The sequence below is a fragment of the Lactococcus formosensis genome (assembly GCF_037892375.1).
Lineage (GTDB): Bacteria > Bacillota > Bacilli > Lactobacillales > Streptococcaceae > Lactococcus > Lactococcus formosensis.
In genome coordinates this window covers 621,727-645,886 of sequence record NZ_CP141721.1, presented here as the reverse complement: position 1 = coordinate 645,886, position 24,160 = coordinate 621,727, and the positions used below count along the sequence as shown (strand labels likewise).

At 38.4% G+C, this 24,160-nt stretch carries 27 protein-coding genes and 1 tRNA gene; 23 read left to right on the top strand and 5 right to left on the bottom strand.

Features of this window, described 5'->3' with window-relative positions; genetic code table 11:
- Positions 1-59 precede the first annotated feature (59 nt).
- Complete coding sequence (locus VNN39_RS03180; RefSeq protein WP_003133620.1) at positions 60-326, top strand: phosphocarrier protein HPr; 267 nt, start codon at positions 60-62, stop codon at positions 324-326.
- Entirely contained in the window at positions 326-2,053 is a 1,728-nt protein-coding gene (ptsP, locus tag VNN39_RS03175) for a phosphoenolpyruvate--protein phosphotransferase (protein ID WP_003133622.1), read from the top strand. The genes VNN39_RS03180 and ptsP overlap by 1 nt, the downstream gene beginning before the upstream one ends.
- Before the next feature lie 120 nt (positions 2,054-2,173).
- On the opposite strand, the gene VNN39_RS03170 is transcribed toward ptsP, so the two are convergent.
- The 3 genes from VNN39_RS03170 to VNN39_RS03160 form a co-directional block, all read right to left on the bottom strand.
- Complete coding sequence (locus VNN39_RS03170; RefSeq protein ID WP_096368848.1) at positions 2,174-2,473, bottom strand: YbaB/EbfC family nucleoid-associated protein; 300 nt, start codon at positions 2,471-2,473, stop codon at positions 2,174-2,176.
- A gap of 151 nt (positions 2,474-2,624) precedes the next feature.
- A tRNA-Leu gene (locus VNN39_RS03165) sits at positions 2,625-2,710 on the bottom strand.
- 83 nt (positions 2,711-2,793) lie between these two features.
- On the bottom strand, positions 2,794-3,729 hold the full coding sequence (locus VNN39_RS03160) for an alpha/beta hydrolase (RefSeq protein WP_338997847.1): 936 nt from the start codon (positions 3,727-3,729) through the stop codon (positions 2,794-2,796).
- A 374-nt stretch (positions 3,730-4,103) separates the two neighbouring features.
- On the opposite strand from VNN39_RS03160, the gene rnpA reads away from it, so the two are divergent.
- From rnpA to gatB, 13 genes are all read left to right on the top strand, one after another.
- Positions 4,104-4,472: a ribonuclease P protein component gene (rnpA, locus tag VNN39_RS03155; RefSeq protein WP_019291921.1), complete on the top strand. Its 369-nt coding sequence runs from the start codon at positions 4,104-4,106 to the stop codon at positions 4,470-4,472.
- Entirely contained in the window at positions 4,469-5,284 is an 816-nt protein-coding gene (locus VNN39_RS03150; RefSeq protein WP_003133626.1) for a YidC/Oxa1 family membrane protein insertase, read from the top strand. Before rnpA ends, VNN39_RS03150 begins: the two co-directional genes overlap by 4 nt.
- 24 nt (positions 5,285-5,308) lie before the next feature.
- Positions 5,309-6,220: an RNA-binding cell elongation regulator Jag/EloR gene (gene jag / locus VNN39_RS03145; RefSeq protein WP_096368845.1), complete on the top strand. Its 912-nt coding sequence runs from the start codon at positions 5,309-5,311 to the stop codon at positions 6,218-6,220.
- Positions 6,221-6,340: 120 nt separating this feature from the next.
- Positions 6,341-6,475 carry a 50S ribosomal protein L34 gene (gene rpmH / locus VNN39_RS03140; protein ID WP_003135255.1) on the top strand — a complete coding sequence of 45 codons (135 nt, stop codon included), beginning with the start codon at positions 6,341-6,343 and terminating at the stop codon, positions 6,473-6,475.
- A 149-nt stretch (positions 6,476-6,624) separates the two neighbouring features.
- Positions 6,625-7,536 (top strand): aldo/keto reductase, encoded by a 912-nt coding sequence (locus tag VNN39_RS03135; protein ID WP_338997846.1) that lies wholly within the window; start codon positions 6,625-6,627, stop codon positions 7,534-7,536.
- Between the two features lie 178 nt (positions 7,537-7,714).
- Entirely contained in the window at positions 7,715-7,981 is a 267-nt protein-coding gene (locus VNN39_RS03130) for an IreB family regulatory phosphoprotein (protein ID WP_003133629.1), read from the top strand.
- On the top strand, positions 7,981-8,409 hold the full coding sequence (gene ruvX / locus VNN39_RS03125; RefSeq protein WP_017368693.1) for a Holliday junction resolvase RuvX: 429 nt from the start codon (positions 7,981-7,983) through the stop codon (positions 8,407-8,409). Before VNN39_RS03130 ends, ruvX begins: the two co-directional genes overlap by 1 nt.
- 14 nt (positions 8,410-8,423) lie before the next feature.
- Positions 8,424-8,747, top strand: a complete 324-nt coding sequence (locus VNN39_RS03120; protein WP_213432759.1) for a DUF1292 domain-containing protein — start codon at positions 8,424-8,426, stop codon at positions 8,745-8,747.
- Between the two features lie 139 nt (positions 8,748-8,886).
- Positions 8,887-10,494 (top strand): glycosyltransferase, encoded by a 1,608-nt coding sequence (locus VNN39_RS03115; protein ID WP_338997845.1) that lies wholly within the window; start codon positions 8,887-8,889, stop codon positions 10,492-10,494.
- Positions 10,495-10,630: 136 nt separating this feature from the next.
- Positions 10,631-11,422 carry a GTP-sensing pleiotropic transcriptional regulator CodY gene (gene codY, locus VNN39_RS03110; RefSeq protein ID WP_003133634.1) on the top strand — a complete coding sequence of 264 codons (792 nt, stop codon included), beginning with the start codon at positions 10,631-10,633 and terminating at the stop codon, positions 11,420-11,422.
- Positions 11,423-11,568: 146 nt separating this feature from the next.
- A complete protein-coding gene (gatC, locus tag VNN39_RS03105; RefSeq protein WP_017368695.1) occupies positions 11,569-11,874 on the top strand; it encodes an Asp-tRNA(Asn)/Glu-tRNA(Gln) amidotransferase subunit GatC in 306 nt (101 codons plus the stop codon).
- Positions 11,874-13,346, top strand: coding sequence for an Asp-tRNA(Asn)/Glu-tRNA(Gln) amidotransferase subunit GatA (gene gatA, locus VNN39_RS03100; RefSeq protein WP_165711745.1), 1,473 nt, complete (start codon positions 11,874-11,876; stop codon positions 13,344-13,346). Before gatC ends, gatA begins: the two co-directional genes overlap by 1 nt.
- Position 13,347: 1 nt before the next feature.
- Positions 13,348-14,781: an Asp-tRNA(Asn)/Glu-tRNA(Gln) amidotransferase subunit GatB gene (gene gatB, locus VNN39_RS03095; RefSeq protein ID WP_338997844.1), complete on the top strand. Its 1,434-nt coding sequence runs from the start codon at positions 13,348-13,350 to the stop codon at positions 14,779-14,781.
- A 13-nt stretch (positions 14,782-14,794) separates the two neighbouring features.
- Here the strand turns inward: gatB and VNN39_RS03090 are convergent, their stop codons facing one another.
- Positions 14,795-16,150, bottom strand: a complete 1,356-nt coding sequence (locus tag VNN39_RS03090; RefSeq protein ID WP_213495862.1) for an MATE family efflux transporter — start codon at positions 16,148-16,150, stop codon at positions 14,795-14,797.
- Positions 16,151-16,276: 126 nt separating this feature from the next.
- Entirely contained in the window at positions 16,277-16,474 is a 198-nt protein-coding gene (locus VNN39_RS03085) for a cold-shock protein (RefSeq protein ID WP_003133641.1), read from the bottom strand.
- A gap of 111 nt (positions 16,475-16,585) precedes the next feature.
- Here VNN39_RS03085 and VNN39_RS03080 point away from each other — a divergent pair, with 111 nt between their 5' ends.
- From VNN39_RS03080 to argF, 8 genes are all read left to right on the top strand, one after another.
- Positions 16,586-17,104, top strand: a complete 519-nt coding sequence (locus tag VNN39_RS03080; protein ID WP_096368838.1) for a 5-formyltetrahydrofolate cyclo-ligase — start codon at positions 16,586-16,588, stop codon at positions 17,102-17,104.
- Positions 17,094-17,786 carry a rhomboid family intramembrane serine protease gene (locus tag VNN39_RS03075; protein WP_017368700.1) on the top strand — a complete coding sequence of 231 codons (693 nt, stop codon included), beginning with the start codon at positions 17,094-17,096 and terminating at the stop codon, positions 17,784-17,786. The genes VNN39_RS03080 and VNN39_RS03075 overlap by 11 nt, the downstream gene beginning before the upstream one ends.
- A gap of 16 nt (positions 17,787-17,802) precedes the next feature.
- Positions 17,803-18,255: a dUTP diphosphatase gene (locus tag VNN39_RS03070; protein WP_338997843.1), complete on the top strand. Its 453-nt coding sequence runs from the start codon at positions 17,803-17,805 to the stop codon at positions 18,253-18,255.
- 89 nt (positions 18,256-18,344) lie between these two features.
- Positions 18,345-19,721, top strand: a complete 1,377-nt coding sequence (locus VNN39_RS03065; protein WP_338997842.1) for a bifunctional UDP-sugar hydrolase/5'-nucleotidase — start codon at positions 18,345-18,347, stop codon at positions 19,719-19,721.
- Positions 19,691-20,293 (top strand): YutD family protein, encoded by a 603-nt coding sequence (locus VNN39_RS03060; protein ID WP_165713340.1) that lies wholly within the window; start codon positions 19,691-19,693, stop codon positions 20,291-20,293. The genes VNN39_RS03065 and VNN39_RS03060 overlap by 31 nt, the downstream gene beginning before the upstream one ends.
- A gap of 94 nt (positions 20,294-20,387) precedes the next feature.
- Positions 20,388-21,458 carry a 23S rRNA (adenine(2503)-C(2))-methyltransferase RlmN gene (gene rlmN, locus VNN39_RS03055; protein WP_338997841.1) on the top strand — a complete coding sequence of 357 codons (1,071 nt, stop codon included), beginning with the start codon at positions 20,388-20,390 and terminating at the stop codon, positions 21,456-21,458.
- Between the two features lie 209 nt (positions 21,459-21,667).
- On the top strand, positions 21,668-22,897 hold the full coding sequence (arcA, locus tag VNN39_RS03050) for an arginine deiminase (RefSeq protein ID WP_096368833.1): 1,230 nt from the start codon (positions 21,668-21,670) through the stop codon (positions 22,895-22,897).
- Between the two features lie 126 nt (positions 22,898-23,023).
- Positions 23,024-24,067: an ornithine carbamoyltransferase gene (argF, locus tag VNN39_RS03045; RefSeq protein WP_338997840.1), complete on the top strand. Its 1,044-nt coding sequence runs from the start codon at positions 23,024-23,026 to the stop codon at positions 24,065-24,067.
- The last annotated feature ends 93 nt before the right edge of the window (positions 24,068-24,160 follow it).

Genomic DNA, 24,160 nt, shown 5'->3' with positions numbered 1-24,160 from the left:
TAGATATGCTGAATAAAAAGGCATTATCGAATAAAAATTGAAATAAGGAGATTCCAAAAATGGCATCTAAAGAATTCCACATCGTTGCAGAAACTGGTATCCACGCACGTCCAGCTACATTGCTCGTTCAAACAGCTTCTAAATTCACTTCAGAAATTAACCTTGAATACAAAGGTAAATCTGTAAACCTTAAATCAATCATGGGTGTTATGTCACTCGGTGTTGGTCAAGGCGCTGATGTAACTATCACTGCTGAAGGTGCTGATGCTGATGACGCATTGAGCACAATCGCTGAAACAATGGTTAAGGAAGGTCTTGCTGAATAATGACATCTATGCTTAAAGGTATCGCTGCATCATCAGGTGTAGCCGTAGCGAAGGCATACTTGCTTGTTCAACCTGATTTGTCATTTGAGACAGTGACTGTTGAGAATATCGAAAATGAAGAAGCTCGTCTTGATGCAGCTCTCGCTGCCGCTCAAAGCGAGCTTCAAATCATTAAAGATAAAGCAGTAGATAGCCTCGGAGAAGAAGCCGCAGCCGTATTTGACGCACATATGATGGTTCTTGCAGATCCAGATATGACAGCTCAAATCAAAGCTACTATCGAATCTAAAAAAGTTAATGCTGAAGCAGCCCTTAAAGAAATCACTGACATGTTCATTGCTATCTTTGAAGGTATGGAAGACAATGCTTATATGCAAGAACGTGCTGCCGATATTAAAGACGTTACAAAACGTGTAATGGCAAACCTTCTTGGTGTTAAATTGCCAAGCCCAGCTTTGATTAACGAAGAAGTGATCATTGTTGCTGAAGACTTGACACCATCAGATACTGCACAGCTTGATAAGAAATACGTTAAAGCCTTTGTTACAAACATTGGTGGACGTACATCTCACTCAGCAATCATGGCACGTACGCTTGAAATTCCTGCTGTATTGGGTACAAACAATATCACTGAACTTGTTTCTGAAGGTCAACTTATGGCTGTATCAGGTTTAACAGGTGAAGTTGTTCTTGATCCAACTCCAGAGCAGCAAAGCGAATTCCACGCAGCTGGTGAAGCGTATGCGGCACAAAAAGCTGAATGGGCTGCTCTTAAAGATGCTGAAACAGTAACAGCTGATGGTAAACACTTTGAGTTAGCTGCAAACATTGGTACACCTAAAGATGTTGAAGGTGTGAACGACAATGGTGCGGAAGCTGTTGGTCTTTACCGTACAGAGTTCCTCTATATGGATGCTCAAGACTTCCCAACGGAAGAAGATCAATACGAAGCTTACAAAGCAGTACTTGAAGGTATGAATGGTAAACCAGTCGTTGTTCGTACAATGGACATCGGTGGTGACAAAACTTTGCCATACTTTGACTTGCCAGAAGAAATGAATCCATTCTTGGGTTGGCGTGCTTTACGTATCTCACTTTCTAATAGTGGTGATGCCATGTTCCGCACGCAACTTCGTGCACTTCTCCGTGCATCAGTTCACGGTACACTCCGTATCATGTTCCCAATGGTTGCATTGGTTACAGAATTCCGTGCTGCTAAGAAAATCTACGACGAAGAAAAAGCTAAATTGATCGCCGAAGGTGTTCCAGTAGCTGAAGGTATCGAAGTAGGTATCATGATCGAAATCCCAGCAGCAGCAATGTTGGCTGACCAATTTGCGAAGGAAGTTGATTTCTTCTCAATCGGTACAAACGATTTGATTCAATATACAATGGCTGCAGACCGTATGAATGAGCAAGTTTCATACCTTTACCAACCTTACAACCCATCTATCCTTCGCCTTATCAACAATGTTGTTAAAGCTGCGCATGCAGAAGGCAAATGGGCTGGTATGTGTGGTGAAATGGCCGGTGATCAAACTGCTGTTCCACTTCTCATGGGTATCGGACTTGATGAATTCTCAATGTCAGCAACATCTGTACTCCAAACACGTTCATTGATGAAACGTTTGGACTCAACTAAGATGGAAGAACTTTCAAACAAAGCGCTTACTGAATGTGCAACAATGGAAGAAGTTGTCGCACTCGTTGAAGAATATACAAAATAAGAAAAACGCGGAGAAATTCGCGTTTTTTGTGTTTAAAGATGATAAAAATCTTGTTCTTTGATTTTTCAATCTAATTTATAAACAGAAGTAAAATAAAAAAGCCTTTCATGGCTTTTTTATTTAGAAGGGAAGTCCTTTAGAGAACTTGCCAAGTTTTTGCTCGGTTGTTTTTTCGATTTGAGTAAGAGCATCATTTACAGCATCTGCTACTAAATCTTGCAATGTTTCAGGATCTTCAGGATCAATTACATCACTCTTGATAGTTAAATTTGTTAATTTACGATCACCAGAAAATTCAGCAACTACTAAATCTTGTGCTGCTTTACCAAAAAAAGTAGTGTTAGCAATTTCTTCTTGTGAAGCTTGCATTTGTTTTTGTAACTTTTGTGCTTGCTTCATCATGTTTTGCATATTCATCATGTCGTGTATTATCTCCTTATTTCAAGACTTAAGTGCCTTGATTATTGCAAATATATAGTTTCTTGATGTCATTATTATACCATTTTTGTACATAATTTTGAAGCGGATGCGGAAACAAAAAAACGTCTAATTACTAGACGTTTAAATAATATGCGGAAGGCGGGACTTGAACCCGCACAGCCAAGATAGGCCACAGGATCCTTAATCCTGCGCGTCTGCCAATTCCGCCACTTCCGCGAATTGGTACCTTAATATAATACCATTTTAGGAAGAGGAATGCAAGAATAAACTGTAATAGGGTGTTTAGCACTGTAAAATAATCAATCGTTATAGTTTTTCAGAAATTTTTCAACAGATTGACGGTAAAGTTGAGGATTTGTCTCAAAGGCCTTGGCATGTGCAGCACCTTTAATCAAAAGCATTTCCTTTGGTGTTCCTGTCTTGACTGCTTGGTAGTTTTCCTTAAGCATTGACGTAGGCACATAAGTGTCTGAATCGCCGTGGATAAGGAGGATAGGGCGATTGTTTTGAGAGAGTGCTTGTGTCGCACTTGCTTCTTTTAAAAACCAACCTTGGCGCACTTTATTCATAGCGGATAAACTATAGACAAGGGGAAATGGCGGAATATTGTAGGTCGATTTGGCTTGATAGGTAATTTCCGACCAAACATCAGTATAGCCACAATCTTCGATAATACTGTTGACAGAGCTAGGTAATTCTGTCTCACTCGAAGCCATCATAACAGTTGCTGCTCCCATAGAAAGACCAAATAAAGTAATACGGCTTTCAGGATTTTCTTGTGTTATTTTTTTTGACCAAGCAATCACGTCTTTTTTATCGTAGTAACCATAAGTGATGAGCTGGCCTTCAGAGGCTCCAGCAGCGCGATTATCCGGCATAAGAACATTGTAGCCTAGGTCATGGAAGAGTTGGCCATATTGGCGCATCGCTTCTTTATTTTGGCGAAAACCGTGGACGACGATAACAGTTTTATTTGTTTTATGTTCTGCAGGAATGTACCAGGCGTTGAGTTTTAAGCCACCATTTTCTATGGTAAGCGTTTTTTTATTCAACTTATCAAATTGTGTGACGAGAGGATAATTTTTACTTGATGCTTGAACTTGGCCTACGGGATCATCATTTCGGATATAGGCAACGGAATAGAAGTAATATGTGATTCCTAAATCAATGAGCAGGAGGAGGCTTATGATACTGACTGTCCATAGAGCGAAATTTTTCTTTTTACGTTTTTTCATCGCATTATTATACCAAAATTTTTAATAAAAATAGGAATAATATCACTCACATAAGATGTTGTTTAGACCATGGAGGTCATGAGGCATTAAAAAAACCTCCCCACAAGAGCCAACAAATGTGTGAGGAGGAAAAGGTGTAGTCGGGAATCAAAGGGGATTGATTCTTTGAGCCATTATGTTTAGGGAAGCGAAATGAAGCTCACTTTATTGGCTCTTGGCTACATCTATCTTTTGTTTATCTTTATTCTAACATGGTTTTGAGCTTATAAGTAATGATATGCACTATAAAATAAAGCGAACTTAAAAAAGCGCTTTCTTAGAAAAAAGTGACTTTTCCTCTAGTTTGTGTTAAAATAATGGAGATAATTTTTAGTATGGGAGAGAGTGGCTTGGCTATAAAAAAGACCTATCGTGTAAAACGCTCGAAAGACTTTGAACAAATATTTTTAGCGAAAAATAGCTTTGCCAATAAGAAATTTGTTGTATATAAACTCGATACTGAGCAACAGCATTTTCGTACGGGGATTTCAGTAAGTAAAAAGATTGGAAATGCGGTCACACGGAATCGTGTGAAGCGACTCATTAGACATGCAGTAGCAGAGTTTTCTTCTCATTTAGAAGACGAAGATTTTGTGATTATTGCACGTCCAGGAGTCGAAAAACTCAGTTTTGATGAAGTAAGAAAAAATCTCAAGCATGTATTGAAATTGTCTAAAATTTATAAAGATGGAGAAAAGAATTGAAAAAGAAAATAACTTTGCTTTCGATGGCAAGTGCTTCTTTACTCTTATTGGCTGCCTGTGGACGTTCTGAGGTCACACAACATTCAACAAACTTTTGGGAACAGATAGTTTATGGATTTGCTCAGGTTATTCGTTTCTTGTCATTTGGTGGTATGACAGCTGTTGGTATTATTTTATTTACCTTGATTATTCGTGCGGCACTTTTGCCTTTGATGAATATTCAAATCAAGTCTAGCCAAAAAATGCAGGAAATTCAGCCTGAAATTAAAAAAATACAAGCGCAATATCCAGGTAAAGACGTGGATTCGCGTCGTAAAGTTCAAGAAGAAACACAAGAACTTTACGCTAAAAACAAGGTCAATCCTTATGCAGGTTGCTTACCGCTCTTAGTGCAAATGCCAATACTATGGGCATTGTACCAAGCCTTGACACGTGTGGACTTCCTAAAACACGGCACCTTCCTCTGGTTTAATATCGGGGATAAAGATCCAACATTTATCCTTCCAATTTTGGCAGCACTCTTTACATTTGCTAGCTCTTGGTTGACAATGAAATCAGCCCCTGAGAAAAATGCAATGACAAGTACCATGACCTTTGCCATGCCTGTGATGATTTTTGTTTTTGCAATCAATGTCGCAAGTGGTGTTGCTCTTTACTGGGTAGTGTCAAATGGTTTCCAAGTGTTACAAACTTTACTTATTGCCAACCCCTTCAAAATAATCGCAGCGCGTGAAGCCAAAGCTCAAGCAGAAAAGGATAAAGTAAAAGCACGTGAGAAGGCGCTGAAGAAGGCTTTGAAAAATAAAAAGTAAATCAGGAGATAGGAGTTTTAAATCATGACTATTTTTACTGGGAGAACAGTTGAAGAAGCAATAGAACGCGGTTTATACCGTTTAGGTGTAAAGCGTGAAAATGTGCATATTCATGTAAAACAAAAAGAGAAACGTGGCTTTTTAGGATTTGGAAAAAAGCGGGCCCTCGTAGATATAGAAGAAATCAAAGAAGAAACCATTCGCAAAGCAGATCGCTTAGCAGAACGTGGTGTTGAAGATGTTAATCTTGGTGTGCCTAAAGCGCAGTCGGCCATGGAAGCTACTCTTGAGTTAAGTCAAATTGTTAAAGCTGTCCGTGCAGCTGAAAAAGAACAAGAAGGCGAATTAACTCCAGAAGAACGTGAAGTTATAATTGAAGAAGTTAAGGCAGATATCGCTCAAAGCAAAGATCCGATTCCAGCAGTTGAGATTCCTGAGAAGGTGAAAGAAAAAGCTAAGGCTGTACCGATGGAATTAACTGCTGAGGAAACAGCTTTTGCAGATAAAATTTCAACTTACTTAACAAATATTACCTCTGAAATGGGCATTGCAATAACTGTGAATGTTGCAAAAGAAGGTGCCTTGATTGTTTTTAACCTAAATTCTAATCAAGATGCATTACTCATTGGTAAACATGGGAAGATTTTGCAAAGTCTGCAAACTTTGGCTAAAGCTTATGCCAACAGTATTTTAAGTACACGTGTAAATATTGCTGTCAATGTTGGTGATTATCATGAAAAACGTAAAGCATATATTACAAGTTTAGCACATCGTGCAGCAGAGCGCGCACGTTCTGGTGAAACTGTCTATATTAATGATTTACAGTCGAATGAACGTAAGATTGTGCATACAATTATTTCGAAAGAAGAAGGTGTTTCTAGCCATTCTGAAGGTAACGAATACAATCGTTATATCACCGTCACAAAAGAAATTTGACATTTGAGATGATTTGGTGTAGAATATTTTAGTATGCTTTAAGCACAGAAATGAAAGAAAGGAACACCGCAAGAACGGTGGAGCTACTTTCCCAAGTGAAGTAGCCCAGGGATTTAACAAATGAAACGTACTTACCAACCACATAAAAAACCTCGTAAGACTACTCACGGATTCCGTGCACGCATGGCAACTAAAAACGGACGTCGTGTACTTGCAGCTCGTCGTCGTAAAGGACGTGCTTCACTTACAGTTTAATTGTAAAAAAAGATTCTTACCCTCGGGTGGGTTTTTTCTTTTGGAAACATGATTCATAAAAAGGAACAAAAATAACTCTTGGAAAAGTAAAGCGTTTACTTTTATTGTGATATAATGAATTTATTGTAAAAGAAGAGGAGTTTTTGTTAATGAAAAAAATTCAGATTGCCGATATGCAAGCTTCACAAATTATCTTAGGCTGTATGCGTATCATAGAACCTGGAAAGAACCCTGTCAAAGTTATTGAGACAGCTTATGAAAATGGTATTAACTTTTTTGACCACGCGGATATTTATGGTGCTGGACAGTGTGAAACAGTTTTTGCCGAGGCTTTGGCGCAAACCTCTATTCGACGGGAAGACATTTATCTCCAATCGAAATGCGCTATCCGCCCAGGGGTTGCCTTTGATTTTTCAAAAGAACATATTATCAAGTCGGTAGAAGGCTCTTTACAACGGTTACAGACGGACTATCTCGATACTTTGCTCTTGCATCGCCCAGACACATTAATGGAGCCAGAAGAGGTTGCAGAGGCCTTCCACGAGCTCGAGAAATCTGGTAAGGTACGTTATTTTGGCGTTTCAAATCAAAATCCGATGCAGGTGGAGTTGCTTAAAACAGCAGTGAAGCAACCGTTGCTCTTTAATCAGCTTCAATTTGGCTTGAAGCATACCGAAATGATTGATGCAGGTCTCAATGTGAACATTCCCAATCAGGCCAGTCACATGCAAGATGGTTCAGTATTAGAGTACTCCCGTATAAATAAGATGACAATTCAAGCTTGGTCTCCTTTCCAGCATGGTTATTTTGATGGACCTTTTGTTGGCAATGATAAATTCCCAGAATTAAACAAAAAGCTTGAGGAATATGCTGAAAAATATAATCTCACACCTTCAGGGATTGCCATAGCTTGGATTAATCGCCATCCAGCAGGTATGCAAACAATAATTGGTACGATGACGGAGCAACGTATTTTGGAAGTAACGAATGCGAGTGAACTTGTTCTCAGTCGTAATGAATGGTATGACTTGTATATGGCAGCAGGCAATATTCTCCCTTAAATATCGGATGAAAAAACGCTCTAATAGATTAGTTTATGGGACTATTTGCTCGAGCTGCTAGACGAAATAGATTGAATTAGTGCCAGAAATGATGTATAATTAAAGAGCATTATTAGAAAAAATTAATTAAAAGGATTTTTAAGCAGTTGCTTGAACCTACCCAAAGGAGGTACATATTATGAGTTTTACAGATGAAACAGTCCGCTTTGAATTTGATGATTCAAGTAAAAAAGAAATCGGCGAAACACTTGTAAATGTTTATCGTGCACTTGATGCTAAAGGTTACAATCCTATCAACCAAATGGTAGGTTATGTTTTGTCAGGAGATCCAGCTTACATTCCACGTCACGACGATGCGCGTAACAAAATCCGTCGTTTTGACCGTGATGATATTGTTGAAGAATTGATTAAAGAATACTTAAAAGCACACGGTGTACAACTTTAATGTACAGTAGAATTTTAGGTTTGGATGTCGGTACGAAGACTGTTGGTGTAGCTGTAAGTGATTTGTTGGGAATGACCGCTCAGCCTGTCGAAACAATAAAGATTGACAGTGAAGCGGGAGCGCTTGGTTTTGAACGCTTGGCAGAGCTAATTACAGAATATAAACCTTCAAAAATCGTACTTGGTTTACCCAAACATATGAATAATGATGAAGGTATTCGGGCAGAAGCTTCAAGAAACTACGGTGAAAAAATTACCGAAACGTTTGATGTTACTGTAGAATACCAAGATGAACGCTTGACGACGATGCAAGCAGAAAAAGTATTGATTGATGGTGGGGTTCGTCGTAAGGATCGTAAAAAATCAATCGATAAACTCGCTGCTGTCTTGATATTGCAAAATTATCTTGATGCACACAAATTATTTTAGAAGTAGGAAATATTATGTCAGAACATACACATGACCATGAACATGAAGACCGTTTTATCACTCTTATTGATGATAACGGTAATGAAAGCCTTTTTGAAATCTTGATCACTATTGATGGTCAAGAAGAATTTGGTAAAAACTATGTCCTCGTTATGCCTGTTGATGGTGCAGAAGATGATAATGGTGAAGTTGAAATCCAAGCCTATTCATTTACTCAAAATGAAGATGGCACTGAGGGGGATTTACAACCTATCGCTGAAGATTCAGATGCTGAATGGGATATGATTGAAGAAGTTTTTAATAACTTTATGGAAAATCAAGACGACGAAGTTTATTGATAAACCAAGGGGCGTAGCCTCTTTTTTTATTGTATCAATGTAAAAATATTATAAATTATTACATAAGATTTTTAGCAAAAATTGAGTACTTTGAAGAAATTTGTTATAATTTAGTGATTACTCTTTGAAGGAAAATTAAATGAAAAAAAGATATGGTTCACGTTCACTAAGGCATGAACATAAAAAACAATTAGAACAATCAGAAGAAATCGAAGAATCCAAGGAGATTGAGGTTCATGAAGACCATGAATTTCATGAAGGAGATGGCGGTTTTTATTCACGTCGTCATAAAGCAGAAGCGAGTTTTGTGCCGAGCAGAGAAAAAACACCGCGTCTTATGCCTGCCGATTGGTTGTTTATTGCGCTAGTTTCCTTAGTGCTTAGTCTCAGTTTCTATGCTTTCCCTATATTTAATCTTCAACCAGCAGGTGTGCAATCGCAATATCTCTATTCGGGGATGGCAATGCAAGCTGGTCTAGTGCCTTATAATGATTTTTGGGGCTCGGGCGGGATTGTCTTTTATCTGATTAATTGGCTTGGTCATTTTGGTCAAACAACATGGCTACTTTACCTTTTCCAAATTTTAGCTTTGTTTATGAGTGGTGTACAAGTTTATCGTTTGATTTCACAACGCACCCGTAGCCGCTTGGCAGCACGTATTACCACCGGTTTTACATTGGTTTCGATTGCGGGTCTGGCTCAAGGGGGCACAGCACCCACCTTGATTGCTTTACCTTTTGCACTATGGGCATTACAGTTCTTCGACCGTTATCTGCGTCAAGATGCGCGTGATGAAGCTTTTATCATCTTTGGTATGAGCGGGGCTCTTGTTCTTGTTATATCGCCAATTATGACGATTTTGTGGGTTCTTTCATGTCTTGCTTTGCTTATCTTTAATATTCAAAATAAAAGAATTGGTCGTGGTATTTATCAACTTTTAGCAATTTTATTTGGTGTATTGTTAGTGGGCTATACTGTTGCCTTTTATTCCTTAAATGCGCAAGTTCTGTATACATCAATTGAACAATCCATCATTATTCCGCTTACGACATTAGGCTTTACGGATAATTTTTGGATGTCACTCCTGAAAGCTCTCGTATTTCTTTTAGTATTTGGTCTTGCAGCCAACTTTGTGCATGGTATACGCAATATTAAGAAATCGGGCCAAACATTTATCTGGCAACTCTTACTGCTGCTTGGCTCGATTCTTGTTTTGGGATTTGTTATTTTTTCTCAAGTATTTGAAAGCTCAAACTTACTTGCTATCTTGCCATTACTTCTATTATTTGTCAGTGATACCTTGCAAGATGCCGTGGATCAGCGTCAGAATATCTTACAAGATTATATGAAGGCAAAGCTTTTTGCGCCAATTTTGGCCCTCCTCTTTGTGATAGGGGCGCCTATCGTTACGCAAACAATGCATCAACAGATTTTCTCAGAAGAACAACAAGTTTCTCAGTTTGTGAAAGCAGACACTACAAAAGAAGATAAGGTGCTGTCTATAGCAGCAGATAAAAATATTAATCTACGGGCACAGCGCGTAGGTGCTATAGATAGCTTTCCTAGTCATTATCCGGTTAGATTCCATCAGAATTTTGATTTAATCTTTGCTAACGCAGGCAACAAGTATGTCGTAGTGCAAAGTGGACAGGATCTTTCAGATTCAGTAAAAGAAACACTTAAAGATTCTTACAAAAAAGTGGAAGTTGGTAATGTTAGTCAATTTTCTGTATATAAAAAGAAATAAGATATACATAATTGTATATCTTGTTTTATTATAATGAAAAAAGCGAATTTTCTGACTATTCCTGTTGTTTTTTGAATTTTTTTGTGTTATAATTCATTAAGAGTTTATTTAGAAAATAATATAATAGGAGAAAACCGTGGCTACTTTACTAGAAAAAACCCGCAAAATTACATCAGTTCTGCAAGATGGAGTAACTGATTTAAAGCAGGAGTTACCCTATGATAACATGACAGAGCGTTTAGCCAACGTTATTGACTGTAATGCTTGTATCATTGATACAAAAGGGAAACTTTTGGGCTATTCACTGCCATACGAAATTAACAACGATCGTGTTAATGAACTTTTCCATGTACAAAAACAATTGCCAGAAGATTATGCACGTGCGGCTATCCGTATCTATGACACTTTAGCAAATATCACAATTAACGAGCCTTTGTCAGTATTTCCTGCAGAACTTTTAGGTGAGTATCCTAATGGTTTGACAACATGTGCACCAATCTATGGTAGTGGTATGCGTTTGGGAACCTTCATCTTATGGCGCACAGACGGAAAATTCAGTGATGATGATCTTGTGCTTGCAGAGCTTGCAACAACAGTTATCGGTGTTCAACTTTCAAATCTTAAGCTTGAACAAATGGAAGAAAATATCCGTAAAGACACAATGGCTAACATGGCAGTCAATACACTTTCGTATTCAGAAATGAAGGCTGTGAAAGCAATTCTTGAAGAACTTGATGGTGAAGAAGGACATGTTATTGCTTCAGTCATTGCCGACAAGATTGGGATTACACGTTCAGTAATCGTTAATGCACTACGTAAGCTTGAATCTGCTGGTGTTATTGAAAGCCGTTCGTTGGGAATGAAAGGGACTTACCTCAAAGTTCTTAACCAAGGTTTATTTACAAAGCTAGAAGGTCGTAACTTCTAACCTTAAAAGTAATAAAAAAAACTTCTCGTAGTGAGAGGTTTTTTACTTGTGGTAAAGGCAGTAGGCAGTAAAGCCTAGCTGTATCAGTTTTTAAAGATTTTTGCTATAATTGAGAATGAAAATCTTTAATAGTTAGGGAAAATAACATGAGCAAGATTACAAAAGAACAAGTGGAGCATGTGGCAACTTTGTCAAAGCTTAAATTTGAGAAAAATGAACTTGATGCTGTGACGGATAAACTCGATAAAATTATCGAAATGGTGGAGCAGTTAGAGGAAGTCAATACGGAAAATGTAGAATTTACGATGAGCGTTGCGGATAACTTAAACCGCATGCGTGAAGATATTGCTGTACCGGGTGATGACCGTGATGAATTAATGCGTAATGTACCAACGAAGCAAGATGGCTTTATTAAGGTTCCCGCAATGTTGGCTGATGGAGGAGATGCATAATGGCATTGAATAATAAAACAATTAAAGAGTTGCATGACCTCTTGGTGAAAAAGGAAATCTCTGCTGTTGACTTGACACAGGCGACATTGGATGATGTGCATGCACGTGAAGCAGCAATGGGCAGTTTTGTTTCTGTATTAGATGAGGAAGCACTAGCGCAAGCAGCTGCTATTGATGCGCGTGGGATTGATGCAGCAAAACTTACAGACGGTATTCCCTTAGCAGTTAAAGACAATATTGTTACTAAGAATATTGAAACAACTGCAGCAAGTAAAATTCTTTCTGGTTTTATCCCACCTTATGATGCAACTGTCGTTGAAAAGCTTTATGACAATGGCATGGTTATTATTGGTAAAGCCAATATGGACGAATTCGCAATGGGGGGCTCAGGGGAAACTTCTTCTGTTAAGCCAACGTACAATGCGTGGGATCAAACAAAAGTACCTGGTGGATCATCTTCAGGTTCAGCTAGTGCTGTTGCGAGTGGACAAGTACGCTTGTCATTGGGATCCGATACAGGTGGTTCGATTCGCCAACCAGCTTCGTTCAGTGGTATTGTGGGTCTGAAACCAACTTACGGACGTGTTTCTCGTTATGGTTTGATTGCTTTTTCTAGTTCACTTGATCAAATTGGTCCCTTTTCAGCTACTGTTGAAGAAAATGCACAACTTTTAAATGTTATCTCAGGTAGTGATGCTAAAGATGCTACAAGTTCAGAAGTAGCTGTACCAGATTTTGGTTCAAAAATAGGACAAGATATTAAAGGAATGAAGATTGCTTTGCCTAAAGAATACTTTGGTGAAGGCATTGATCCAGCAGTCAAAGAGCAAATTATGGCGGCGGCGAAACACTTAGAATCTTTAGGGGCTATTGTTGAAGAAGTGAGCTTGCCACATAGCAAGTATGGGGTAGCTGTTTACTACATCATCGCTTCTTCAGAAGCGAGCTCAAATCTCCAACGCTTCGATGGTATTCGTTATGGTTATCGTGCACAGGATATCGAAAACCTTGAAGATGTCTATGTGAAATCACGTTCAGAAGGCTTTGGCGATGAGGTCAAACGTCGCATTATGCTAGGTACATTTAGTCTTTCTGCAGGGGCATACGATAAGCACTTTAAAAAGGCCGGTCAAGTGCGTACAATGATTATCGAAGACTTTAATAAAGTATTTGCGGATTATGATTTGATTCTTGGCCCAACGGCTCCAACGGTTGCCTTTGGCTTCGATGAAAAATCAAAAGATCCTGTTCAAATGTATCTCTCAGATATTTTAACTATTCCAGTCAACCTTGCAGGTTTACCAGGGATTTCGATTCCGGCGGGTTATGTCGAAGGTCTACCTGTTGGTATGCAATTGATTGGTAAACGCTACGATGAGGAGACAATTTATCAAGTCGCAGCAGCGTTCGAAGCAACGACAGATCATCATAAGAAAAAACCAATTATCTTTACAGAAGGAGGGGCAAAATAAGATGAACTTTGAAACAGTCATTGGACTTGAAGTCCATGTTGAGTTAAATACAAACTCAAAAATTTACAGCCCAACTCCAGCTGAATTTGGCTCTGAACCAAATGTCAATACGAATGTTATTGACTGGGGAATGCCAGGGGTTTTGCCAACATTGAACAAAGGTGTTGTCGTTGCTGGGATGAAAGCTTCTCTTGCCATGAATATGTCGATTCAAAAGAGTATGCACTTTGATCGTAAAAATTATTTTTACCCTGATAATCCTAAAGCTTACCAAATTTCACAAGCAGATGAACCTATTGGTTACAATGGTTCTATTGAAATTGAACTTGAAGACGGTACTAAATCGACTGTACGTATTGAGCGTGCACATATTGAAGAAGATGCCGGTAAAAATACGCACGGAACCGATGGCTACTCTTATGTTGACTTGAACCGTCAAGGGGTGCCATTGATTGAGATTGTCTCTGAGCCAGATATGCGTAGCGCTGATGAAGCTTATGCTTATCTAACAGCATTACGTGAGTTGATTCTCTACACAGGTATTTCTGATGTGAAGATGGAAGAGGGATCAATGCGTTGTGATGCCAATATTTCATTGCGTCCTTATGGCCAAGAAGAGTTTGGTGTTAAAACAGAAGTGAAAAACATGAACTCTTTCAGTAATGTGAAGAAAGCCTTAGCCTTCGAAATTGAGCGTCAAGCGAAGATTCTTCGTGCTGGTGGTGAAATTCGTCAAGAAACACGCCGTTTTGATGATAAAACAGGTGAAACTATCTTGATGCGTGTTAAAGAAGGGGCTTCGGATTACCGTTATTTCCCTGAGCCAGATTTGCCACGTATTGAAATTTCTGAATCTTGGATTGATGAAGTACGTGCGGAACTTCCTGAGTTCGCAGCAGCGCGTCGTGTGCGTTATGTAGAGGAAATGGGCCTCAGTGAATATGATGCACGCCAGTTGACAACTTCAAAAGATGTCTCTGATTTCTTTGAAGCAGCTGTTAAACTAGGTGGTGATGCCAAATTGGTATCCAACTGGCTTCAAGGTGAAGTTGCTCAGTACTTGAACACAGCACATCTGGAACTTAAAGATATTCACTTAACCCCAGAAAATCTCACAGAAATGTTGCGTTTGATTGCGGATGGGACAATTTCATCTAAAATTGCGAAGAAAGTCTTCCTCGAATTAGCTAAAAACGGCGGATCAGCAGAAGCTTTTGTTAAGAAGGCAGGATTGGTTCAAATCTCTGATCCAGCTGTACTCTTGCCAATTATTCATGAAGTCTTTGCTAAAAATGAACAATCTGTTGCGGATTATCGTGGCGGTAAGGAAAATGCAGCTAAAGCTTTAGTTGGTCAGCTCATGAAAGCTACAAAAGGACAAGCTAATCCGACAGTAGCGCAAAAACTGCTCTATCAAGAATTGGATAAAGACTAATATAAAAAATCGTTCAAGGAAGAACGATTTTTTCTTGTGTGTTTTCTCGGTTAAAGCGACGGACCATCCGAATAGTTGTGGGGATTAAAATAGCGGTTGATCCAATCCAAGCAGCAGGATTAGATGAAATAATCACGGTGTAATTTAAGAGATTAACACCGATGATAGCCACTGCGGCACGCATAACTAGCTCTGCCACACCACAAATCGTCGGAATGCGCGCATTGCCCAAGCCTTGTAGTGTGGAGCGCGTGACAAAGAGAATAGCAAGTAGCCAGTAGAAGCCACCATTTACAATATAATAATGTCTAGCCATATCGATAACAGCAGTTTGGTTTGGTGAGATAAAAGCAGTAGTGAAGTAGTAGTTCAAGCTTACTAAAAGAAGGGCAAAGCCAATCGCCCAAGAAACAGCAATGAGTAGAGCTTGGAAAAGCCCTTGATTTATTCGTCGATATTGTTTTGCACCATAGTTTTGGGCTCCAAAAGTAGCCATGGCAAGCCCAATCGACATCATTGGCAGCATCGCGATTTGATCAATCTTAGAAACAATAGCCTGAGTGGCGACAGCATTTGTTCCCATAGTGTTAAGCGCTACTTGAAGCGTAATAGAGCCAATGGCGATAATACTAGATTGAAATCCCATGGGGATGCTTAAGCGCGCATGTGTACGTATTTCTTGTGCATTGTAAGCAAGGAGTTTGCGATTAAGATGTAACTCAGGCACCTTGAGTTTAATGTGTAAAATCAGATAGAGCACAGAGATACATTGGGCCAAAATCGTAGCTGCACTTGCCCCTGCTAAGCCTAAATGGAGAACGAGGATTGCGAAATACTCAAAGCCTATATTTAAAATACTGGCGACGATAAGTGCATAGAGTGGTGTCTTGGAATCACCTAAGGCACGGAGCGCATTTGAATAATAAGCATATAGTGTGGTCGCTGTAAGTCCACCTAGCATAATACTCAAAAAAGTATGTGCACCTTCGTAAATCTCAGCAGGAGTTTGCATAAGTTGGAGTAATTGCCCCACAAATAGGACCGATAAGACACTGAGCAAGAGCGAGATAGCTATCGTAAAATACAGCCCTGTCACAAAGGACTTTTTGACAGCATGTGCATCTTTGGCACCAAAGCGTTGCGCAGTGATAATCGTGAGTCCAGCGGTCATACCCTGAGCAAAACCAACGATTAAAAAGTTGATGGACCCTGTAGCTCCTACAGAAGCAAGGGCGTTTTTCCCTAAAGTTTGACCAACGATTAGTGTATCTGCGGTATTATAGAGCACTTGAAAAAAGTTTCCCAAGAGCAAGGGGAGGGTGAAGGTAATTAAACCCTTAAGAATGTTTCCTTTTGTTAAATCTTTCATAATATTCCTAAATTCTTTGCTTTATACATTGTAAACTTTTTATATCTATAAAACAATAGCATAGCTGCTTTTATTGTGGTGTTTAAACAAAAAGAAAAAGCACCGTAAAGGTGCTTTAATTACCAATTATTTAGTAACATTGATTGCTTGAGGTCCACGTGGGCCTTCTTCAAGATCAAAGCTAACTTTTTGGCCTTCATCAAGAGTTTTGAAGCCATCAGTTTGAATAGCTGAGAAGTGTACGAATACATCGTTGCCTTCTTCAGTTGTAATGAAGCCAAAACCTTTAGTAGCATTAAACCATTTTACAGTTCCTTGTGCCATTTGAATACATCCTTTCTTTAGTTTGGTAAATCTTATCGTCGGAAAGCGTGTAACAAAAAGCACAAACGTTAACTTGAAAAAAACTTACAGCTTTATGATACCATATAAAGTATGGAAAAGAAAGCGCTAATTCGAAAAGAAATGATAAATTTACTGAAAAGTTTTGATTTTGCTGACAAAAGCCGCCAAAGTCAGAAAATTATTGCAGAGCTGCTTGCTTCAGAACAATGGAAGAGCGCGAAGACTGTTGCGCTCTATATGCCGCAAGAGTTTGAATTTGATTTGGGAGACCTTTTTGAGCAAGAAGATAAACAAATAGTTATACCAAAAACTTTCGCTAATCGTCAGATGATTTTTGTAAAGTACGACAAAAATAACTTAGAACGTACAAAATTTGGTATACTAGAACCTAAGTCTGAAAATGAAATTATCCCTGATTTGATTTTGGTCCCCGGTTTGGCTTGGAATAAGAAAGGCTATCGGATTGGTTTTGGTGCGGGATATTATGACCGTTATCTGGCAAGCTTTTCTGGACAGACAGTTAGTCTATGTTATGATTTCCAACACAAAGACTTTCATCCAGAACCTCATGATATAAGCATAGGAGAAATATTTACTTATGAACATTGATATGATAAAAAAAGACTTTATGAAGCATAAAGCGACTTATATTTTATCACTTTTAACAACGATGGTTTGGCTTTATCAATTTTTACGTTATGGTTTAGCTGCAACCTCGGCTATTAATCTTTTTAACACTGGTGCATTATTTCCACCAGCCATTTTAGCTGATCCAACTCAATTGTGGCGCCTTGTTACACCAATTTTTATTCATATTGGATGGACGCACTTTCTTATGAATACTCTGACGCTCTTTTTTATCGGACGTCAGGTTGAAGCTGTATTTGGTAGCCTTAATTTCAGTTTGATATATATTCTCTCAGGTATTTTTGGTAATGCCGCAACCTTTATTTTTTCGCCCAACTCCTTATCTGCAGGAGCATCCACGTCGATCTTTGGCCTTTTTGCAGCAATTGCGGGAATCGGCTTCTTTACAGGGCATCCGATGCTAAAACAGATTGGCAAGACATTTACCATTTTGATTGTAATCAATCTTTTCTTCAATATGTTTAATCTTAGCTCGGTCAATATTTGGTCACATGTTGGAGGAGCAGTGGGCGGACTTCTTTTAGCTCCTGTTTTTCCACCCAAATATTTCAAGAATTCTATACCAATGCAAAATCGAATTTTATCAGGAGTAACGGTCGTTGTCTTATTTATCGTTTTTCTGGTTTTACCATTTATAAAGTAAACAATAAGGAGTAATTATGAAAACACGTGGATTTGAAATAGTAAGTAAATACAAAAATGAAAACCTAGAATTACCAATGCGTGCGACCAGGCATGCGGCAGGCTATGACTTATCAGTGGCTGAAAACATTTCCATTAAACCTGGTGAAATCAAGCTGGTATCTACAGGGTTGAAAGCATATATGCAAGCAGGAGAAGTTCTGTATCTGTTTGATCGCTCGTCAAATCCGCGTAAAAAAGGTTTGGTGATGATTAACTCGGTAGGTGTCATTGATGGTGACTATTACAATAACCCAGGGAATGAAGGTGAGATCTTTGCTCAGATGAAAAACATTACGGAGTCAGAAGTTATCTTGGAAAAAGGTGAGAGAATTGTTCAAGCAGTCTTTATGCCTTTCTTGGTTGCTGATGGAGACGAAGAAGTGGTCAAATCTACACGAACTGGTGGTTTTGGCTCCACAGGAAAATAGAAATAATGCCCTACTTTCGATTTAAAGATAAAAATATAAAACTACAAAAACTACCGCTTTAGCGGTCTTTTTTGTGCTATAATGGTAAAATGAATTCATTGCGCATTATTCACTTGAACGATCTGCACTCGCATTTGGAACGATTTCCAGTGATTGAGCGTTTTTTTGCGGAAAAATCAGTTGGGCATCCAGATGTCTTGCGATTTGACTTAGGGGATAATGTTGACCGGGTACATCCTTTAACCGAGGCAACAGAAGGGCAGATTAACGTTGTTCTGATGAATAAACTGGATTTGACAGCAGCAACTCTCGGCAACAATGAAGGTTTAGGCTTAACTCATGAAAGGCTAAGTTGTTTATATAATCAAGCAGACTTTGATATATTGCTTTCGAATATCAGTAATATGCCTTTTACTCAAGGTCCTAAAATTATTGAAAGCAGTTGGGGAATGCGTATCGGAATCATTGGTTTGACAGCTCCTTATTCGGCTTATTTACAAGCAGGTTGGGATATTATTGATCCTTTAGCTTGCTTGGATCAGCTTTTGCCACTGGATTGTGATTTTACGATTCTTTTGAGCCATTTGGGAAAAACCGTGGATGCAAAAATTACTGAAAAATACGATATCGATTTAATTATTGGAAGCCATACGCATCATCTTTTTGAAAATGGGGCAGAATTACATGACACCTTACTTGCGGCTGCAGGAAGATACGGGGAGCATATCGGAGAAATCAATCTTACCTTTGACCAAAATAACAAAGTAATTGCTTCAGAAATTTCCACGATTGCTACCAACACGCTAAAAAAAGAAAAAAGTGATGCTTTACACATCAACTTGTGGGAGTTGAAAGGACGTAAAATGTTGCAAGGCAAGACTGTCGGAGAAATTCCTTATAGCCTGACCAATGTTTATCCTGACTATAATGCCAGCCATTTTATTGCAGAGTTACTTGCCCGATATGGCAAGGTAGGAGCCTGTGTTTTGAATACCGGACTCTTAGTTACAGAAGCATTGCCACACCACCTTACTTTAGATGATTTACACCAATTTTTGCCCCATTCCATGCGTTTAGTGCGGCTTACGATGAGCGGGAAGGCATTGAAAGAAGTTTTACTCGAAATGCTTGATGTATCTGCAATGCTGTCGGGGCAAAATATTCGCGGTATGGGTTTTCGAGGTAAACGATTTGGACGACTTATCTTTCAAGGAATAAGTTTCGATAGAGGGAGTTTCTATTATGGAAGTACGCCTGTGCTTGATACTGAATCTTATAGTATAGTCGTTCCTGACCAGTATCTCTTTGCTTGGTATTTTCCTTTGTTGAAAAAGCAAGAGAAAGCAGAAATACTTTTTCCGTATTTTCTACGTGAAATAGTAGCAAATGAATTAAAAAACGAGAAAATGAACAATAAGAGAAGGGGGAGAGGGAAGTGCCAAAAGAAGTTGACGAATCAAAATTAAATTATAATCGTTTCCCTGGAGAGCGGGTTACTGCTACAGATGATATTGTAAAAGTAGGCGGTAAAACTTTTCATCTGGTTTACAATTATCGTGAAGGATTTGATGCTGAAAAGTTGGAGCAGCGATTTAGCGATATTTTCGATAAATATGACTACATTGTGGGAGATTGGGGTTTTGAACAGCTCCGTTTAAAAGGCTTTTTTTCAGTAAGTAGAAAAAAAATGCAATCGGAAAACAAAATTGATCGACTAGAAGATTACATTAATGAATATTGTAATTATGGCTGTGCTTATTTTGTTTTACGACGTGTACGGTCACAAGATGAAGCTTACACATCCGAACGTGTTTTTGAAGACAAGCCACGTCAACCTAAATTTGAAAAGCCACGACGTCGAAATAATCGCAATAAAAATCGAAGTCCTCAAGAAAAGCAAAAGAAAAATGAGAAAAAATCATTTGAAATTCGCGAAAAATCAGGCAAGAAACCAGCTAAGGTAAAACAAAATGAGAAAAATGAGAAATATACAACCTCTAAATCTAATTTTGTAATACGCGAACGTTCAAAAAAATAAAATGGACAAAACTATAAAAAGTGTCTAAAAATGTATTGAATAATATGCAAAAAAATTCTCTAAAAGTTTTTTTGTGAAAAATATCGGAGATATAATGGAAAAACAAACAATTTATGGCTTAACACGTGATCAACTTATTGATTGGGCGATTGAAAATGGTGAAAAAAAATTTCGTGCAACTCAAGTATGGGATTGGCTCTACCGAAAACGTGTTCAAACGTTTGAAGAGATGACAAACTTATCAAAGGATTTTATCGCAAAGTTGAATGCGCATTTTATTATGAATCCTCTGGAGCAAGTCGTTGTGCAGGAGTCGGAAGATGGAACAGTTAAATATCTTTTTATGTTACCAGATAAAATGATGATTGAAACTGTATTGATGCGCCAATCTTATGGCTTATCTGTATGTGTGACTACTCAGGTAGGATGTAACATGGGCTGTACGTTTTGTGCCTCTGGTATTCTAAAAAAAGAGCGTGATGTGACAGCAGGAGAGATAGTCGCTCAGATTATGTTGGTCCAAAAATACTTCGATGAAAAAGGCCAAGATGAGCGTGTTTCTCACGTTGTAGTTATGGGTATCGGTAAACCATTTGACAACTATGTAAACTTAATGAACTTTTTACGCACAATTAATGATGATAACGGCCTTGCTATTGGAGCACGTCATATTACTGTGTCAACGTGTGGTTTCATGCCAGCAAAAATTAAAGAGTTTGCAAATGAAAACTTACAAGTGAACTTGGCTATTTCTTTACATGCACCAAACAATGAATTACGTACAAGTTTGATGCGCATCACACGTAGTGCACCACTAGAAAAACTTTTTGAAGCGATAGATTATTATACTGAAACAACAAATCGTCGTGTAACTTATGAGTATATCATGCTTTCCGGAGAAAATGACACTCCAGAAATTGCTCAAGAATTGGCTGATTTAATAAAACCACGAAATAAACTTTCATATGTCAATCTTATTCCATATAATCCTGTAGCTGAACATATCAAATATGAACGCTCAACACGAAATGATACTGCGAAATTTTATGATGTGCTCAAGAAAAATGGCATCAACTGTGTTGTGCGCCAAGAGCATGGTACAGACATTGATGCTGCTTGTGGCCAACTCAGAAGCAAACAAATTAGAAAAAACAAAGAAAAATAACAAAATGATAAAAGAAACCAGTGCAAAGGCTCAACCTTGCTATTACTGGTTTCTTTTTGTATATTTATTATTTTTAACAAAATGAAAGCGCATTATTATAATAATCTTCAATTTGCATTCAAAAAAAGATTAGACTATAATAAAAGGTGTTGAAAGCGCTTTTACAATTTTAATATATAGTTTTATATAAAAGAAAGGATGCTTATCTCATGGAAAAAGCAATCAATGTCAACTCAGAAATCGGAAAACTTAAATCAGTTCTCCTTCATCGTCCAGGTGCTGAAGTCGAAAACATCACACCAGACACAATGCACCAACTCTTGTTTGATGATATCCCTTACTTGAAAATTGCGCAGAAGGAACACGATTTCTTTGCTCAAACATTACGTGATAATGGGGCAGAAACAGTCTACATAGAAGATCTTGCCACAGATGTTTTTCAAACGGAAAGTGTTAAAAAAGATTTCTTGGCCCGTCTCTTACATGAAGCTGGATATCGTCCAGGGCGTACACTTGAAGGTTTGACTGAGTACTTGTCAAGTATGGACACAAAAGCAATGGTTGACAAGATTTATGCCGGTGTTCGTAAAAATGAATTGGACCTAAAACGTACAGTTCTTAGCGATATGGCTGGATCTGATGCCGAAAACTATTTCTACCTCAATCCATTGCCAAATGCTTACTTCACGCGTGATCCACAAGCATCTATGGGTGTAGGGATGACCATCAACAAAATGACTTTCCCAGCACGTCAACCTGAATCATTGATTACTGAATATGTAATGGCGCATCACCCACGTTTTAAAGATACTCCAATTTGGCGAGATCGTAACCATACAACACGTATCGAAGGTGGTGATGAACTCGTATTAAACAAACACACTGTAGCTATTGGTGTGTCTGAACGTACTTCATCTAAAACAATTCAAGCTTTAGCAAAAGAATTGTTTGCAAACCCATTGTCAACCTTTGACACTGTACTTGCTGTTGAAATTCCGCATAATCACGCAATGATGCACTTGGATACAGTGTTTACAATGATTAATCATGATCAGTTTACAGTCTTCCCGGGAATCTTTGATGGTTCTGGAAATATCAATGCATTCATCTTACGTCCGGGTAAAGATGGAGATGTGGAAATTGAACATTTGACAGATCTTAAAGTTGCTCTTAAGAAAGTGTTGGAACTCTCAGAACTTGACTTGATTGAATGTGGTAATGGTGATCCAATCGTTGCACCACGTGAACAATGGAATGATGGTTCAAACACATTAGCTATCGCTCCTGGTGAAATTGTTACTTATGACCGTAACTATGTCACAATCGAATTACTTAAAGAACATGGTATCAAAGTCCATGAGATTCTTTCAAGTGAGTTGGCACGTGGTCGTGGTGGGGCACGTTGTATGTCTCAACCATTGTGGCGTGAAGATATTTAATCAAATACCCACTCTTTATTTGCTTGGTTTACAGCTCTGTCAACCTTGTTGACACCTTATTGCTTACAACACAAGCAAATGTCCTTATTTTAAAAAATAAAAAAATTATATTTAGGAGAAAATTAAATGCAAACACCAAAAATTAACTCAGTTTTCCAAGGCCGTTCTTTTTTAGCAGAAAAAGATTTTACACCTGCAGAAATTCAATATCTTGTTGACTTCGCTATTCACTTAAAAGCATTGAAGAAAAATAACATTCCTCACCACTATCTTGAAGGAAAAAATATTGCCTTGCTTTTTGCTAAAACTTCTACACGTACACGTGCCGCATTTACAACTGCAGCTATCGACCTCGGGGCTTACCCAGAGTATCTTGGTAAGGATGATATTCAACTTGGTATCAAAGAATCTACTGAAGATACTGCCCGTGTTCTTGGATCAATGTTTGATGCGATTGAACGTCGTGGTTTCTCACAAAAAGAAGTCGAAGACTTGGCAAAATACTCAGGTGTTCCTGTATGGAATGGCTTGACTGATGATTGGCATCCAACTCAAATGATTGCAGACTACATGACAATCAAAGAAGAGTTTGGCTATCTTAAAGGTCTTAAACTTGCTTATGTTGGTGATGGTCGTAATAACATGGCCAACTCTCTTATCGTAACAGGAGCGATGCTTGGAGTGAGCGTAACTATTGTAGCGCCTGAATCACTTCAACCTTCAGAAGAAGTAATGGAAATTGCACGCAAATTTGCAGCTGAGTCAGGTGCAAAACCAGAAACAACTGCAGATATTGAAGCAGGGGTTAAAGGTGCAAACATTATCTACTCAGATGTATGGGTATCAATGGGTGAATCAAACTGGGAAGAACGTGTGGAACTACTCACTCCATACCGTATCACAATGGATATGATGAAATTGACTGGAACTCCAGATGAAGAGCTCATCTTCATGCACTGCTTGCCAGCTTTCCACGACACTGAAACTGAATATGGTAAAGAAATTAAAGAAGAGTATGGCTTGACTGAAATGGAAGTTACTGACGAAGTATTCCGTTCTAAATATGCACGTCAATTTGAAGAAGCTGAAAACCGTATGCACTCAATCAAGGCAATCATGGCAGCAACTTTGGGTAACCTCTTTATTCCAGATGTACCAAGTATCAAATAATAAATTTTGAATTTGATTTTTTCCGGATTTGACAGACTTTCCACTTCCTAATACCGGTGGGAAGTTTGCACAAATCTGGAAAAAATATTTTTG

Coding starts and splice junctions, on each gene's coding strand:
- argF (WP_338997840.1), top strand. CDS start 23,024: ATGCAAACACCAAAAATTAACTCAGTTTTCCAAGGCCGTTCTTTTTTA.
- VNN39_RS03080 (WP_096368838.1), top strand. CDS start 16,586: ATGGAAAAGAAAGCGCTAATTCGAAAAGAAATGATAAATTTACTGAAA.
- VNN39_RS03160 (WP_338997847.1), bottom strand. CDS start 3,729: ATGAAAAAACGTAAAAAGAAAAATTTCGCTCTATGGACAGTCAGTATC.
- rpmH (WP_003135255.1), top strand. CDS start 6,341: ATGAAACGTACTTACCAACCACATAAAAAACCTCGTAAGACTACTCAC.
- VNN39_RS03075 (WP_017368700.1), top strand. CDS start 17,094: ATGAACATTGATATGATAAAAAAAGACTTTATGAAGCATAAAGCGACT.
- VNN39_RS03170 (WP_096368848.1), bottom strand. CDS start 2,473: ATGATGAATATGCAAAACATGATGAAGCAAGCACAAAAGTTACAAAAA.
- arcA (WP_096368833.1), top strand. CDS start 21,668: ATGGAAAAAGCAATCAATGTCAACTCAGAAATCGGAAAACTTAAATCA.
- VNN39_RS03130 (WP_003133629.1), top strand. CDS start 7,715: ATGAGTTTTACAGATGAAACAGTCCGCTTTGAATTTGATGATTCAAGT.
- rnpA (WP_019291921.1), top strand. CDS start 4,104: ATGGGAGAGAGTGGCTTGGCTATAAAAAAGACCTATCGTGTAAAACGC.
- VNN39_RS03090 (WP_213495862.1), bottom strand. CDS start 16,150: ATGAAAGATTTAACAAAAGGAAACATTCTTAAGGGTTTAATTACCTTC.
- VNN39_RS03135 (WP_338997846.1), top strand. CDS start 6,625: ATGAAAAAAATTCAGATTGCCGATATGCAAGCTTCACAAATTATCTTA.
- gatB (WP_338997844.1), top strand. CDS start 13,348: ATGAACTTTGAAACAGTCATTGGACTTGAAGTCCATGTTGAGTTAAAT.
- ptsP (WP_003133622.1), top strand. CDS start 326: ATGACATCTATGCTTAAAGGTATCGCTGCATCATCAGGTGTAGCCGTA.
- gatC (WP_017368695.1), top strand. CDS start 11,569: ATGAGCAAGATTACAAAAGAACAAGTGGAGCATGTGGCAACTTTGTCA.
- ruvX (WP_017368693.1), top strand. CDS start 7,981: ATGTACAGTAGAATTTTAGGTTTGGATGTCGGTACGAAGACTGTTGGT.
- VNN39_RS03115 (WP_338997845.1), top strand. CDS start 8,887: ATGAAAAAAAGATATGGTTCACGTTCACTAAGGCATGAACATAAAAAA.
- jag (WP_096368845.1), top strand. CDS start 5,309: ATGACTATTTTTACTGGGAGAACAGTTGAAGAAGCAATAGAACGCGGT.
- VNN39_RS03070 (WP_338997843.1), top strand. CDS start 17,803: ATGAAAACACGTGGATTTGAAATAGTAAGTAAATACAAAAATGAAAAC.
- VNN39_RS03180 (WP_003133620.1), top strand. CDS start 60: ATGGCATCTAAAGAATTCCACATCGTTGCAGAAACTGGTATCCACGCA.
- rlmN (WP_338997841.1), top strand. CDS start 20,388: ATGGAAAAACAAACAATTTATGGCTTAACACGTGATCAACTTATTGAT.
- VNN39_RS03065 (WP_338997842.1), top strand. CDS start 18,345: ATGAATTCATTGCGCATTATTCACTTGAACGATCTGCACTCGCATTTG.
- VNN39_RS03120 (WP_213432759.1), top strand. CDS start 8,424: ATGTCAGAACATACACATGACCATGAACATGAAGACCGTTTTATCACT.
- gatA (WP_165711745.1), top strand. CDS start 11,874: ATGGCATTGAATAATAAAACAATTAAAGAGTTGCATGACCTCTTGGTG.
- VNN39_RS03085 (WP_003133641.1), bottom strand. CDS start 16,474: ATGGCACAAGGAACTGTAAAATGGTTTAATGCTACTAAAGGTTTTGGC.